Raw genomic sequence first — 13,224 nt, forward strand, 5'->3', positions numbered from 1 at the left:
CTTTTGGATCTTTTCCGTTGTCCATTAATTCTGCTTGAACACGCGATAAAAAGTTTTTGCTAGTCATCACATCAGCCATTCATAAAATCTGCCATCTATGAAAAATTTTGGCGATATAAGTATGAAAAAGCGAGTGATGACTCTCGCGTTAGCGGCATCATTAACGGGATGTGTGACGTCCCCAACTCAAGAATCTGAGCAAGTACAGGTGCTTTGGGACAATGTGAATGCGATTGAAAACTGTGAACTAATGGGTACCGTGATCGGCTCAGAAGGACACTTTTACGACTACTGGTTTCACGCAGATAAAGACATGGTTTGGGGGACGCTAAACCAAATGCGCATCAAGGCGGCGGATTTAGGCGCAGATACCTTGTACTTGTATCAACCGTTGAGCTTTTCTACGTCAGTGACGATGTTTGCAAATGCTTACAAGTGCAAACAGTAGCGATTTTCTTGCTCATAATTGAAAGACAGGCGCTGCTCGCCTGTCTTTGATGCGTTCTACAAATACTGGCGACTTTGCGTTAATTGACGTTTGCTGTCGCCACCGCTGATGTATCAGAAAACGACAACGTAAAGTCTCGCTCGGTATTAAGTACTTTGGCTGGAAACTCTAAGCTCAACTGTGTATGTGGCGCGACTTCTGAAGCAATGCTAGTAACGAATTTTCGGGTTTCTCCAGGAGAGATCGATATGTCACTTCCACCTTGTGATGAGAGCTCAGCGATACCCATTGTTTCAAGTGTGTTACCTGCAGTATCCGCCAGGTGTAATAAAGATTCTGACTTGTAGATTAATTCTCCACTTTCTGTGCGATATGCATTAAACGAGTTGAAATTTGGTTGCAATGATCCTTGTGAACCAATGTTAGTAACGGAAAATGTCACATTAGCGCCATCAAAGTTCTCGACTCTTACGAGTACGTTACCGTCTTGGTAACGAGCGGCTGCAGCCGCGGTTGCTTGCTGTTTCTGCCTCTGTTTCTCTTTTTCAATGTCGCTTAACTGTTTCTGCTCATTAGCGATTCGATTCTTTGCCATGTAGTACGACTGATCGACCATTGCTATTAAAGCGGGGATTGAATACAAAGTGAGGCCTTCCAAATGGTCAAAGTCGATTTTGGCATGTTGAGTACGTTTATGATTAGAAAATTGGCAGTAACCATCAATCAAACTGATGAAAGCCACTTCAAAAGTGCCCTGTAATCGGCTTACTTCCTGTGCTGCTTTCTCTAGATTTGAGCGGACTTTCCGAATCTCTTCCAAACTCTTTTGTGAAAGACGACCGTTTGGCGATACGTCGTTAGAAACCGAAACCAGTTCTTCGGTCACAAATGGATTGTTTTCGGCTGGAATCACCGTAGTGATACGGTTGGATTTGGTGATGTCTTCGCCCAATAAAACCATCATTTTTTGCGATGCGGCAGTTGTGTTGCCCGCTAATACGTCACTACAGTTTGGCGACGTATTGGCATACACGGCGAATGCGGTAAAAAGTGAAAGTGTAACGGACCAGCCGATGGTGACGAGTCCTGTCGTGGTTCGAGTATTCATCCTGATAACCCCTCTGTCATTTGGTGCGATTCACTGACGTAATTGCCAATCAAAAGATTGGCTCGCGACATTCAGAATGGTTCTGGTCAACCCTTCGTAGTGGGTATGCCCACAGATGCTTTTTTAGTCGTTTATCAACCGCTAAGCCACGATTGATAAAGTGTCTGAAATTGAGAGCATTAACGCTGCGAAGTTGATGTCTTTGACTGAAAGATAGACGTAACTTTTCTAACCATCAAATACGTGATTGAGTTCTCATTTTTATATGAGTGAGAGGTTCAAGAGAAAACAGGCACTTACTGTAGAGAGTTGATTTGAAGGAAAAATATAAATTTTTTTGGGGAACTTTTTTGATGCTGCCTTTGAGACTTTTTTTGAATCTCAAAGGCAGGTTCTTACACTCGCGTTCAATTACAACGTGTTGAGGACATCCGCGAGTCGAGAGACAGCTGTCGTCAGTTCTTCTGGTGTGGCATTGGTAAAGTTAAGACGCAGAGCGGCTTTTACCTTTGAACCTTCTGGATAAAAGACCGGGCTAGGCACTACAGCAACCCAGTTTGCGAGAAGGTTTTTCGCCAGTTCGAAGGTGTCACATTCTGGAATCTCGACCCAAACGAACATACCACCATCGACGGGTTTGAGTACGCAACTTTCTGGCAGCTGTTTTTGTAGTTCAGCAAACATGACATCGTAACGTGATTTGTAAAGCGCACAGATGGTTGAAATGTGCGTTTCGAAGTTGTCATGTTGGAGCAGGCCATGCAGCAAAGCTTGCATAGGAATACTAGAGTGCAGATCGGCACCTTGTTTAATTTTGATGAGTGGCTCAAGGTAGCTACTCTTGCCCGTAACTACACCAATACGCAAGCCTGGTGAAGCTATTTTGGAGAAAGAGCGCAATACGATGGAGTGCTGTGGGCAGAAGTCCGAAACCAGTGGAAGCGCTTCACCAGAAAAACGCAGCTCGCGGTATGGTGCGTCTTCAATGAACGCCACGTCGTATTGTATACAAAGCTCGGCAACTTTTTGGCGAGTCTCTAGCGCCCAGCATACGCCCGTTGGGTTGTGAAAATCGGGTACGGCGTAGAACATTTTTGGTTGCTGCGTGGCAAAGCACTGTTCGAGTTCTTCAAGGTTTGGGCCACACTCGGTTTGTGAAACGGTCACGATGTTGGCTTGCACTAGACCGAATACTTGCATAGCACCAAGGTAGCTCGGTGCTTCCATCACCACTTTATCGCCCGGATTTACGTACGCACGCGCAATCAAATCTAGCCCTTGCTGAGAGCCCGTTGTGATCATAGCCAAATGAGATTCCGGCAGCTGGTAATAATCGGTCAAAAAGTTAAGTAGCGGGGCGTAGCCTGCTGTTGCGCCATATTGAAACACCTCTGGCATATTAGCGAGGTTTTCGAGCGTCGGTTTCATTAAGTCGATCGGGAAGGTTTTTTCGTCCGGCAAGCCACCTGCAAGAGAAATGACGTTCTTATCGCTCGCTGCTGCGAGGATCTCTCGGATGTAGGATGACTTAGTTTGTTGTAATGACTGTGCGATTTCCATGTGCTGTGCTTCTCGTAATTGTCTTTTTTTATGTCAGAAATAGTATAGGTAAATTGCCAAGCTTGGTGTGTCCATTTATGCTGTTAAATATGTCCATTTATGCTATTTAAGCGAAAGTTTACTCCGTGAGCCATCAACAAGTTTCCAGAATCAATGACGTGCTGTTTTACATTCACCAGGACATTAGCAGAGATTTATCGGCTAAAGAGCTAGCAGATGTAGCAGCCTATTCTGAACAGCACTTCCATCGTATTTTTAAAGATGTGGTAGGGGAGTCTGTCCATCAATATATCCGTCGAACAAGAATGGAATACGCCGCCAATCAACTGATGTTTGATACCAGCTCATCGGTGTTAGACATTGCTAACAAGTGCGGCTTTAGCTCGGTATCTTCTTTTAGCCGAGCGTTTAAAGCAACGTTCGCTATGTCTCCTGGTGCGTGGCGAAAGCATGATTTACAAGTCGCAGAAAAGCCGTATCTAAAAGATCCGGAAGTGGCTGCGGGTTATCATCGGGTTGCTAAACGCGAGTTGCCAGAACCTAAAATTATGGAGGTTCCACAACGCTTTGCGGCTTATGTGCGGCATGAGGGTTATAGCCGTTCCATTCGCAATGCGTGGCTGATTTTGAAGGCGTGGGCAAGCTCTGAGAATCGGGACTTTTCGGTTCAATATGGTTTGCATCACTCCAACCCCGCTTGGGTCGAGCTAGATAAGTGTCGCTATGTGGCTTGTATGGCGATTGATAAGCCGCTTAAAGTACGCGGTGTCGTGAATCAAATGACGATTCCGGGTGGTTTGCATGCTGTTTTTCGCTTAACAGGCGTATATGGAGAGCTTCTTCCTCAATTGAGTATGGTGTTAGAGAAGTGGTTGCCGAATTCAGGCTTTAAGCAGCGTTCTACACCCGCTTATGTTCACTATCAGAAAAACCATTTCCTTAGCCATGATGAGGCGTTTGAGCTGGACTTCTATCTGCCCATCAGCTTTTTCTAATTGGAGTATTTATTTACTATCCGTAAGGAAGAAAATGCTAAGCTCTATATGGTGATTTTTTACAAATAATTGAAAATTAAATGAACATCGATCATGTAAAGCTATTTGTCCGTTTGGCTTCGACACACAACATCAGCATGGCTGGTCAGGAGCTTGGACTTTCTCCTGCTGTCGCTAGCGCACACATCAATAAACTTGAGGACAGCTTAGGAGTTCGTTTAGTTCATCGCACCACACGCAAAGTTTCCTTAACTGAAGAGGGGCAGGCTTTTTTACCTCACGCGGAGGAGGTCCTTGCAACAGTGGAGGCAGCAAGGGGAGCTGTTGGCTCAGGGCAGAGTGCGCCAACGGGAGTATTACGTATAACCGCCTCTGCAACTTTTGGTCGCTTGCATATTGTGCCCGCATTAAAAGGTTTTATGGCGCGTTACCCAGGGTTAACCGTGGACTGCCGATTTTCTGATTCCATTATTGATCTGGTTGAGGGAGGTTTTGATGTCGCCATTCGTGTCGCTGAGTTGAAAGATTCTTCATTGGTTGCAAGAAAGCTTGCGCCAGATCGTCGTATTATCGTTGCATCACCAGATTATATTGAACAATTTGGGAGACCTAACAAGCCCCAAGACTTGGCGAATCATGAATGTATTAACTTAGTTGGAATGAATAATTGGTCATTCAATACAAAAGATGGAATGTTCAATGTAAGAACTTCTGGTCGTTTTAAAACCGATAATGGTGATGCGATGAGAGACGCGACGGTAAACGGGTTAGGTATTTCTATCAACTCGGTTTGGAGTGTTTATCAAGAATTACAAAGTGGTCAGCTAGTGGAAGTACTCGAAGATCACCCTTTAGCGATGGATGCTGGGATTTGGGCTGTGTACCCAAGCTCTCGTTTAATTGCGCCTAAGGTGCGTGCTTTTATTGATTACTTTGCTGAATACTATGGCACGCCACCTTATTGGGAGTTTGCGGAAAAGTGATAATAAGTTTCAATTATCGAATACATTGTTTTTAAGGTCCGAATAAAAACGAACCTCAAGATAATTCTTAATTGTTATTAATAGAGTTTGCTTAGGATTAATTCAATACTATCAATTATCTGCTGTGTTTTGCTCTGATCTAATGCATCAGGGTGTGGGGGCGCGAATGCTTCAATGTCATTATCGAAGTACATACCATGCGCTTGAGCAAACTCTTCTGATAGCGCAGCGCGAGTTAGAATATCTGCTCCTAAGCGGATATCACCACCAGCAACCCCATAAGCATCTTTAACCATCTTACTACCTAGGAATGATTTTGGGTTTACTGATACCAACATAGGGCCAGTGTTCTTAAGCTTTAGTCCGATTGCTCGTGACCACATCGTTAATGCCAATTTGCTTTGGGCATATGCTTCGCCATCTGACAATGGTTTATTACCGACTAAAGCGCTAGTGTTTACTGTTGTTTGTGCAGCTGAAGACAAATTAACCACACGACCCGTATCACCGAGCAACGGCAATAGCTCTCTAGTGAGTAAGTAGGGAGCAATGGTGTTGACTGCGAAGCGTACATCAAGACCCTCTTTAGTTCTTGGATTTGGTGTTGCGTACACACCAGCATTGTTAATGATGACGTCTAAACGATTGAACCGTTCTGTTATCTCCATCACTATCTGTTTTACCGCATTGGGAGAGGATAAATCAGCAACAAGGCTTTCAACTTTACCACTTTTCATCTCCCTCAAAATTTGCTCAACTTGTTGAATTTTCTCTATATTCCGGCCATGGATTATTACGTGTTGTTCACGGTTAATTAACATTTTCGCGGTTTCTAAACCAATACCGTCAGTAGATCCAGTAACTAGAATTGTCTTTCGCATGATCGCTCTCATTGTTGAGGGTTATTATAGAACGATCATAGTGGCATCTTTTGCATTCGACTATTGAGACTAAAAAGAAAACACTTTCTAGGAAAAATTGAAAATAACTTTGTTGTTCTTTTTGTGGACGGTGCGACGAATTAACGTCTCATTAGATGCTACGGTTATACATGTGGTGCTCAAAAATTAGGCACTGTTTTGTACTCAAATAATAGCCAAGAGGTCTCTATGTTAGGTGAAAATCACTCATTAACTCATGAATTCCCAGAACATTTGGATACCATTACTCAGCTTACCGAAAACGATGCATCATTTGCTGAAACCGTTAAAAACTACAATGCTTTAGATAAGGAAATCCGCGTACTAGAACTTCAAGGAAGCCCGATTGATGATCACGAAATGAACGTGTTAAAACATAACCGGGCTGAGCTCAAAGACTGGCTCCACTCGCGAATAATGGGTTCTTAGTGACGAAATGATCATCGGCTCGTAAATTGCGGGCCGATTTTAGTTCCAATGGACGATGCCAAGTGTGCAAACATTAGGAGTGCTGAGCAGGAGCTTGGAGCGGCAGGTGACCAGTTTTTACCCAAATGATCGTTTCTTGCTCTACAAAAGGAAAATGCTCGCTCATATGTGGGCTTCGGATCCAAGAGAGAGCGGGATAGGTACCTAGCTCGTCTCTAAACTCTCCTGACAATACGAAAATTTCTTCACCACCAAAGTGACGGGGTGGTTGAAACTTCTCACCTTTTGGCCATTTAACCAACGCGACATGTTCGTGCTCAAAATGATGCAGAGGCATGACTTGCAACCCACCGACACCACTCTGCCAGCTCGCTTGGTTTGTATTAATGCGAACTGTTTCAAGATCCTCAGATTCGAACTGATTTAGTTTAACTAAAATCACACAGCCTTCTTTGCTAAATGGTGCGTGTTGACTTCCTGGAGGGTTACGAAGGTAAGTGCCAGCAGGGTAGTCACCGTATTCGTCAGAGAATACTCCCTCGAGCACTAATATTTCTTCTCCGTGAGGATGAGGATGAGTCGAAAAGTGCGAATTTGGCTCGTATTTAACGACGCTGGTGGTGTGCCCTGATTCTTTGGCTTCTCGTTCCAAAGGTTTACGCCACACACCTTTGGAAGGGCTGGCGATCCATTCCTGTTGAGCAGTATCTATCACGATTCTTTTTGAAAAATCCATATTCAACATATTGAAATTCCGTTACTTATTTAATTACTAATTCTCATTAGTATACGTTTAAAAAACATCAATTGATTCATTTGTTGATAGCCTAATTCATGGATTGAGTACGAACAGGAAATCGGAACCTAATTTAAATTTCTGCTTGTGTAATGAGAATTGTTATATTATAACATCGCAAAATTAAATGTTATAACATAACAAAAAGGAAAAAGTAGTGAATAAGAAATTGGTGTCTCTCGTGATCGGTAGCATTTTTGCATCCCCTGTTTTTGCCGACACACTATCGAACCCACAGATTGGTGTTGTTGTTGATGGCTACTACCAAGATGGCCAACGTCATAATTCTGAGCGCGAAGAAGGCTTTGGTCTAGGCCATACGGAATTAAACTTCTCATCGAATATCGACGACAAGTTTTACGGTGCATTGACCGCGGTTCTTGAAAGTCACGGTGATGAGACAGAATTAGAGCTTGAAGAGGCATTCATCGAAACTTTGGCATTGCCATATGGTGTAAATGTGCGCGCTGGCCGATTCCTATCTGACTTTGGTTACCTGAACAACCAACACATGCACACCGATAGCTTTGTCGAGCGTCCAATTGCTTATCGTACTTTCCTTGGCTCGCACTACTACGATGATGGTGTACGTGCAAACATCGTGTTGCCAACCGACCTTTACGTAAAATTTGGTGTAGAAGCGCTTAGTGGTAGCAAAATGTCTTCTGTCGAAGATGGTTCTGAAGTTGGCGTGTACACCACGACGCTGAAGCTTGGGAATGACTTCTCCGAATCTTCAAGTTGGCAGTTTGGTTTAAGTTACCTGCGCAACGAAAACGGCAAGGTTAAAGAATTCGAAGATCACGACCACGGTCATGAAGAAGAGCATGATCACGATCACCATCATGGCGCAGCAGTGACAGGTGCGAACCTTTACGGGGCTGATTTTGTTTGGAAATGGGCACCAGACGGTAATTACAAATACAGCAACTTCACGCTATCGGCTGAATACATGCTGCTAGACGGTGTGGTAGACAGTAAATATAAAAACGATGCAGAGTCACCAGACAACTTAAGCGCCTACTATGTTTCGGGCGTTTATCGCTTCAACCCAAGCTGGTCAGCAGGTCTACGTTACGGCGAAGCAGAAAGCTACGATGGTCATGCACACGGCGACCACATGCATTTTACTGAGCTGAATGATAAAGAAATGGATGCGATGATCGCATGGGATTCTTCTCATTTCGGTACTATCCGTGCGCAATACACTCGCATTGATAACCAAGACAGCGAGACAGACAACGTGTTCACTCTGCAATACGTGATGACATTTGGAGCGCACGGTGCTCATGCGTTCTAAGCTGACATTGAATAAATGCAGTTTGGTGATGATGGCAGCAGGAGCTGCCATCATCTCTTCGCCTGCTTTGGCTCTAAACATTTTCGTTTGTGAGCCAGAATGGAAAGCCTTTCTTGAAAGCCACGCGCCAGATGCCAGTATTTATTCAGCGACAACGGCTAAGCAAGACCCACATTACGTACAAGCTCGTCCTTCTTTGATTGCGAAGATGCGCCAAGCGGACATGGCAATGTGCTCGGGTGCAGAACTAGAAGTGGGGTGGTTACCTATGCTGCAAGTTCGTAGCAGCAATGCGGCGGTGCAAAATGGTGCGCCGAGCATGATCTACGCGACGGACTTCGTGCGCATGTTAGATACTCATGCTCACGTTGACCGTAGCATGGGAGATATACACGCTCACGGTAACCCACATGTTCAATTTGCGGCAAATGACATGATTCCATTATCTCGTAAAGTCACGGATCGCCTAAAAGCGATTGATCCCGACAACGCACAAAGTTACCAAGTGAATGGTATGAAGTTTCGTGCTCATTGGCGTAAAAAGCTTAAAGAATGGAATGAGAAAGGGGCTGCTTTAAAGGGTAAGCAAGTTGTCGGTTATCACGCGACGTATCGTTATTTGTACGATTGGCTCGGAATGAAGCAGATTGCCGATCTCGAACCTAAACCGGGCATTTCACCGACCACATCTCACCTGCAATCACTTACCAAGTTAGATGCTGACAGTTTTGATGCGATTGTTTACTCCTCTCATCAGGATCAGCGTCCAGCGAACTGGTTGCAAGATCATACTGACAAACCTGTGATTCAACTGCCATTGACCGTTTCTGAGGGTGAAAACTTGGATGAGATGTACGATCAGGTCATTGATGATTTACTGGATGTGTTAGTGCCGCCCGTTCCTGTGAAGATCTGAGCCATGGCTGATTATGCATGGCTTTTACCTGCGGTTTTGTGTGGTTTAATTGCGTTAGTTGGCAACATCGTTCTGGGGCAACAAGTTCTTAATCGTCAGATCATCTTTATAGATTTGGCGGTGGCGCAAGTCGCGGCATTGGGGGCAGCACTTAGCCACTACTGGTTGAGCCAATACGCGCTGTTCTCAGGCTCATTCTTTGGCGAAATGATTGGCCCTTGGGTGATGTCTTTGATGCTTTGCGGTTTGATCGCCCTTATGGAGAAACGATACCAGCAGCATTTAGAGCCCATGATTGGCAGCTTGTTTGTCGTGTCTGCATCGCTGGCAATCCTGCTGGTGAGCAAAGACCCACACGGCGGAGACTTTATTCAAGGCATTCTTAATGGGCAACTGTTATGGGCGACTTGGGCAGACGTCTGGCCTTTGGCACTCATTACCGCTGCGATGTTGCTATTGGTTTGGTTAAAACCTGCGTTTATGCGCGGTAGTGGTTTTTATCTGATCTTTGCTATTCTGATGCCCATTACGGTCAAGTTAACCGGCATTTATTTAGAATTTGCTTTGTTGGTGATTCCAGCTTTATGTGCGGCAGCATTGAAGGGAACTCGATTCTTTGTCGCCAGTATCAGCATTGGTATTGTTGGGATCTTATCGGGTATTGCCGCATCGGCTCGCTATGACTTACCGAGTGGTGCGAGTATTGTGATCACCCTGTTTATTGCTGGCATGTTGTTTAATCTCTTGCTTCAGCCTTTTCTGGTGAAAATAACAAAACCAGCTTTTGTAAGAGATTAAGAGACAAGTAATATTGGTCTGATGAAGTAGTATTTGATTAATCAGACCAATACTTTTCTATCCAAGCCCTCCAATCGTGTAACTTTGCGCCTTCCAACACACTTTCTTACGTTGATCTTGCCATAGTCATCAAGTTGCCTTGATTAGTTCACATCCGACTCCCAGACTGTTTCTATAGTTTTTATAAGATATAAAAGACCCTGCGTATGAGAAGCGCAGCTGTAACGCGACTAGGCATAAAAACAAAAACGCTAGGGATACAAGCGAATTTGTAATCTCAACATTTAAGGAAGACCAAGATGAAACCGGAAAAAGTAGCAGTAGTCACTGGTGCGGCTCGTGGTATTGGCCAAGCGATTTGTGAACAATTACTGGAGGATGGATTCCACGTAATCGGGCTAGACATATCGCCCGTGGAATGGAGTCAGTCGGCGCAGCTAAGCAGTTATCAAGTCAACTTGTGTGATGCCGAAGCCGTAAGTGAAGTAGTAGAAAGTGTTGTAGAGCAGCACGGAAGAATCGATGCTCTGGTTAACAACGCGGGCATCACTCGAGATGCATTGTTGCCAGATATGTTAGAGCAAGACTGGGACAGCGTGATCGACGTGAACCTAAAAGCGGTGTTCTTACTCACCCAACGTGTTGCTCCTGTCATGCTAGAGCAGGGCACAGGCAGTATTGTTAGCATTTCTTCTATAGTGGGAACGGATGGTAATATCGGCCAGAGCAACTACGGCGCAAGTAAAGGCGGCGTCATCTCAATGAGCAAAGGCTGGGCGAAAGAACTTTCAAGAAAGGGTGCACAGATACGCGTCAACTGTGTCGCGCCAGGCTTTATCGCCACCGACATGACCAAGAACCTGCCAGAGAAAGTCATTCAAATGATGGAAGGCAAAACCCCATTAGGGCGCATGGGCTCAGTTCAAGATATTGCCAATGGCGTCTCTTTCCTAACCTCAGATAAGAGCGCCTACATCACAGGCCAAGTGCTCAAGATTGACGGTGGGCTGGTGTTATAGCTCGCTAATCAAAACGTCAAATAACAAACGCCCTTTACTTATATGAAGGGCGTTTTTGTTTGAGGAACCCGACTTATGTGAGTACTACTAACTACTAATAGAAAGCTTCGATGCCGCTTCGAGTTGAGTTTTTGAAGCAAAAGGCCAATACGTTTGAATAGCGTCTCCTCTTAAACACTGCATTCCCTAAAGCACAGTATTCCCAAAAGAAAAGCCCACCGAAAAGCGGGCTTTGTTCTCTTCTAATAACGAGAAAAATAACTAGTAGCTCGCTTGAATGCTGACACCGCTATAGTTTGAGTAACCTTGAATCATGACGTGATAACGTCCACTTTGCGTCGCACTGACCGTACATGTTTCATTGTTACCGTATTTGAAAGGTCGGCAGTCCCATGCATTCAGTGCTGGTTTTGCTCCAAAACGGAGATACAAATCCGCATCGCCACTGCCACCATACATTTGTACGGTTAAGCGCTGCCCAGCTTCTACATCAACATAGTAATACGCTACTTGACCAGTTGAACTACTTAAACCACTTACTGGCACGCCCGAGGTTAATTTGCCTTCTGGGTCCGGTGTTGGGTCTGGGCCACCGCAGTCTTGGCCACAATCTGCATCCGTTAAGCTATAAAGTAGCTTGTTCACGCTGCCTCTTGTGTCCGTCACTTTTCCGCTAGTTGCGCGGCTAACGATCAAGGCCTCTACTTGGCTTGGAGACAGTGAACTGTTTTCTTGAAGATACAATGCTGCTACACCCGCCACATGTGGCGTCGCCATCGAAGTGCCACTAATGGTTTTGTAGCCACCGTCATACCATGCAGATTTGATTTGTGAACCTGGCGCAAATACATCCACACAACTGCCCCAGTTTGAAAAACTCGAACGTGCATCCGTGCTAGTGGTCGATCCGACAGTTACTCCGGAAGCAACGCGTGCTGGAGAATAGTTACACGCATCGGCGTTGGAGTTACCTGCTGCTAGCATAAAGCTGACACCTGACTGAACCGCACTTTGCACCGCACTATCCAGAGCGACGGATTGACCGCCGCCTAAACTCATGTTGGCGACTGAAGGTCCGGAAGCGTTCGCAGCCACCCAGTCCACACCGGCAATAACACCAGAAGTAGAACCCGATCCGGTACAGCTCAATACTCTCACGCCGACAAGGTTGACGTTTTTCGCAACACCATACAAGCTGCCGCCAATGGTGCCCGCTACGTGTGTGCCGTGTCCATTACAGTCACTTGCATCTGCATCGTTATCGACAAAGTCATACCCTGAAACTGAGCGACCACCGAACTCAACATGCGCGTTATTCACACCAGTATCGATGACATAAGCCGTTACCCCAGTCCCATCAAAGTTGGCACTGTAGTTGTTATCGAGTGGCAAGTTTCGTTGGTCGATTCGGTCTAGTCCCCAAATGGCATTGGTTTGATTTGCGTCTGCCGAGACTATTGGGTCAAGCGATAGGATTCTGTCTTGCTCAATGTAGTCCACACGAGGATCAGAACGCAGATCTTTTAGTTGCTCAGGACTCAAGTTAGCGACAAATCCACTTATCGAGTGGTCAAAAACCGACTCCACTTTTACCGAATACAAACCAGACATGCGGTCTACGGATTGTTGCGTGAATTGCTCGAATTCCGTTGAGTTGCTCGCCATCATTTGCGGTTGTTGAAATACCACTATGTAGCGATCTGCAATGGCGATCTCGTCCGGTGCGAGCATTAATGTGGCTGGTAATATGTCCGGAGCTTGTTGTAACTCTGCACTGTCCGCAATCTCATTGGGTTGCGAAAAAGCGAGAGAAGAATGAAAACAGAGTGCGGAGGTGATACAACAACTTAGTAGTTTCTTTAACATAAAATGTTCCTCGAAATCATAGTCTTGTTGATTTTTACCTAGTACCAAACTGTCAACACGAAAACACAGACAATCAGCGTAGTGCG

13 protein-coding genes are annotated in these 13,224 nt (G+C 45.1%); 8 read left to right on the forward strand and 5 right to left on the reverse strand.

Annotation, left to right across the window (positions count from 1 at the left end):
• Positions 1-121 precede the first annotated feature (121 nt).
• A complete protein-coding gene (locus R7F07_RS03790; protein ID WP_017819832.1) occupies positions 122-448 on the forward strand; it encodes a DUF4156 domain-containing protein in 327 nt (108 codons plus the stop codon).
• A gap of 79 nt (positions 449-527) precedes the next feature.
• On the opposite strand, the gene R7F07_RS03795 is transcribed toward R7F07_RS03790, so the two are convergent.
• Both R7F07_RS03795 and R7F07_RS03800 read right to left on the reverse strand, forming a co-directional pair.
• Entirely contained in the window at positions 528-1,556 is a 1,029-nt protein-coding gene (locus R7F07_RS03795) for a hypothetical protein (RefSeq protein WP_017819833.1), read from the reverse strand.
• A 411-nt stretch (positions 1,557-1,967) separates the two neighbouring features.
• Positions 1,968-3,116, reverse strand: a complete 1,149-nt coding sequence (locus tag R7F07_RS03800; protein ID WP_017819834.1) for a PLP-dependent aminotransferase family protein — start codon at positions 3,114-3,116, stop codon at positions 1,968-1,970.
• A gap of 125 nt (positions 3,117-3,241) precedes the next feature.
• Here R7F07_RS03800 and R7F07_RS03805 point away from each other — a divergent pair, with 125 nt between their 5' ends.
• Entirely contained in the window at positions 3,242-4,111 is an 870-nt protein-coding gene (locus R7F07_RS03805) for an AraC family transcriptional regulator (RefSeq protein WP_017819835.1), read from the forward strand.
• An 80-nt stretch (positions 4,112-4,191) separates the two neighbouring features.
• The gene (locus R7F07_RS03810; RefSeq protein WP_017819836.1) at positions 4,192-5,094 is read left to right on the forward strand and encodes a LysR family transcriptional regulator; all 903 of its coding nucleotides are present in this window, start codon (positions 4,192-4,194) and stop codon (positions 5,092-5,094) included.
• A 77-nt stretch (positions 5,095-5,171) separates the two neighbouring features.
• Here the strand turns inward: R7F07_RS03810 and R7F07_RS03815 are convergent, their stop codons facing one another.
• On the reverse strand, positions 5,172-5,975 hold the full coding sequence (locus tag R7F07_RS03815) for an SDR family NAD(P)-dependent oxidoreductase (protein WP_017819837.1): 804 nt from the start codon (positions 5,973-5,975) through the stop codon (positions 5,172-5,174).
• 228 nt (positions 5,976-6,203) lie between these two features.
• On the opposite strand from R7F07_RS03815, the gene R7F07_RS03820 reads away from it, so the two are divergent.
• Entirely contained in the window at positions 6,204-6,443 is a 240-nt protein-coding gene (locus tag R7F07_RS03820) for a YdcH family protein (protein ID WP_005373737.1), read from the forward strand.
• Between the two features lie 73 nt (positions 6,444-6,516).
• Here R7F07_RS03820 and R7F07_RS03825 read toward each other — a convergent pair whose 3' ends face one another.
• A complete protein-coding gene (locus tag R7F07_RS03825) occupies positions 6,517-7,188 on the reverse strand; it encodes a cupin domain-containing protein (RefSeq protein ID WP_171342630.1) in 672 nt (223 codons plus the stop codon).
• Positions 7,189-7,396: 208 nt separating this feature from the next.
• Here R7F07_RS03825 and R7F07_RS03830 point away from each other — a divergent pair, with 208 nt between their 5' ends.
• The 4 genes from R7F07_RS03830 to fabG all read left to right on the forward strand — a co-directional run bounded on the left by R7F07_RS03830 (position 7,397) and on the right by fabG (position 11,272).
• Positions 7,397-8,539: a hypothetical protein gene (locus R7F07_RS03830; RefSeq protein WP_054577734.1), complete on the forward strand. Its 1,143-nt coding sequence runs from the start codon at positions 7,397-7,399 to the stop codon at positions 8,537-8,539.
• Positions 8,529-9,455, forward strand: coding sequence for a metal ABC transporter solute-binding protein, Zn/Mn family (locus R7F07_RS03835; RefSeq protein WP_171342629.1), 927 nt, complete (start codon positions 8,529-8,531; stop codon positions 9,453-9,455). The genes R7F07_RS03830 and R7F07_RS03835 overlap by 11 nt, the downstream gene beginning before the upstream one ends.
• A 3-nt stretch (positions 9,456-9,458) precedes the next feature.
• Positions 9,459-10,253 (forward strand): metal ABC transporter permease, encoded by a 795-nt coding sequence (locus tag R7F07_RS03840; protein ID WP_005373725.1) that lies wholly within the window; start codon positions 9,459-9,461, stop codon positions 10,251-10,253.
• 299 nt (positions 10,254-10,552) lie between these two features.
• Complete coding sequence (gene fabG / locus R7F07_RS03845; protein WP_017633598.1) at positions 10,553-11,272, forward strand: 3-oxoacyl-ACP reductase FabG; 720 nt, start codon at positions 10,553-10,555, stop codon at positions 11,270-11,272.
• Positions 11,273-11,533: 261 nt separating this feature from the next.
• Here fabG and R7F07_RS03850 read toward each other — a convergent pair whose 3' ends face one another.
• Positions 11,534-13,138, reverse strand: a complete 1,605-nt coding sequence (locus R7F07_RS03850) for a S8 family peptidase (protein WP_171342628.1) — start codon at positions 13,136-13,138, stop codon at positions 11,534-11,536.
• Positions 13,139-13,224: the final 86 nt, after the last annotated feature.

The organism is Vibrio sp. YT-16 (genome assembly GCF_033337405.1).
GTDB classification, from domain to species: domain Bacteria; phylum Pseudomonadota; class Gammaproteobacteria; order Enterobacterales; family Vibrionaceae; genus Vibrio; species Vibrio alginolyticus.

Bases quoted from the DNA above. Each gene is read 5' to 3' on its own strand.
- R7F07_RS03790 (WP_017819832.1), top strand. From the start codon at position 122: ATGAAAAAGCGAGTGATGACTCTCGCGTTAGCGGCATCATTAACGGGA.
- R7F07_RS03795 (WP_017819833.1), bottom strand. From the start codon at position 1,556: ATGAATACTCGAACCACGACAGGACTCGTCACCATCGGCTGGTCCGTT.
- R7F07_RS03800 (WP_017819834.1), bottom strand. From the start codon at position 3,116: ATGGAAATCGCACAGTCATTACAACAAACTAAGTCATCCTACATCCGA.
- R7F07_RS03810 (WP_017819836.1), top strand. From the start codon at position 4,192: ATGAACATCGATCATGTAAAGCTATTTGTCCGTTTGGCTTCGACACAC.
- R7F07_RS03815 (WP_017819837.1), bottom strand. From the start codon at position 5,975: ATGCGAAAGACAATTCTAGTTACTGGATCTACTGACGGTATTGGTTTA.
- R7F07_RS03820 (WP_005373737.1), top strand. From the start codon at position 6,204: ATGTTAGGTGAAAATCACTCATTAACTCATGAATTCCCAGAACATTTG.
- R7F07_RS03825 (WP_171342630.1), bottom strand. From the start codon at position 7,188: ATGTTGAATATGGATTTTTCAAAAAGAATCGTGATAGATACTGCTCAA.
- R7F07_RS03835 (WP_171342629.1), top strand. From the start codon at position 8,529: ATGCGTTCTAAGCTGACATTGAATAAATGCAGTTTGGTGATGATGGCA.
- R7F07_RS03840 (WP_005373725.1), top strand. From the start codon at position 9,459: ATGGCTGATTATGCATGGCTTTTACCTGCGGTTTTGTGTGGTTTAATT.
- fabG (WP_017633598.1), top strand. From the start codon at position 10,553: ATGAAACCGGAAAAAGTAGCAGTAGTCACTGGTGCGGCTCGTGGTATT.
- R7F07_RS03850 (WP_171342628.1), bottom strand. From the start codon at position 13,138: ATGTTAAAGAAACTACTAAGTTGTTGTATCACCTCCGCACTCTGTTTT.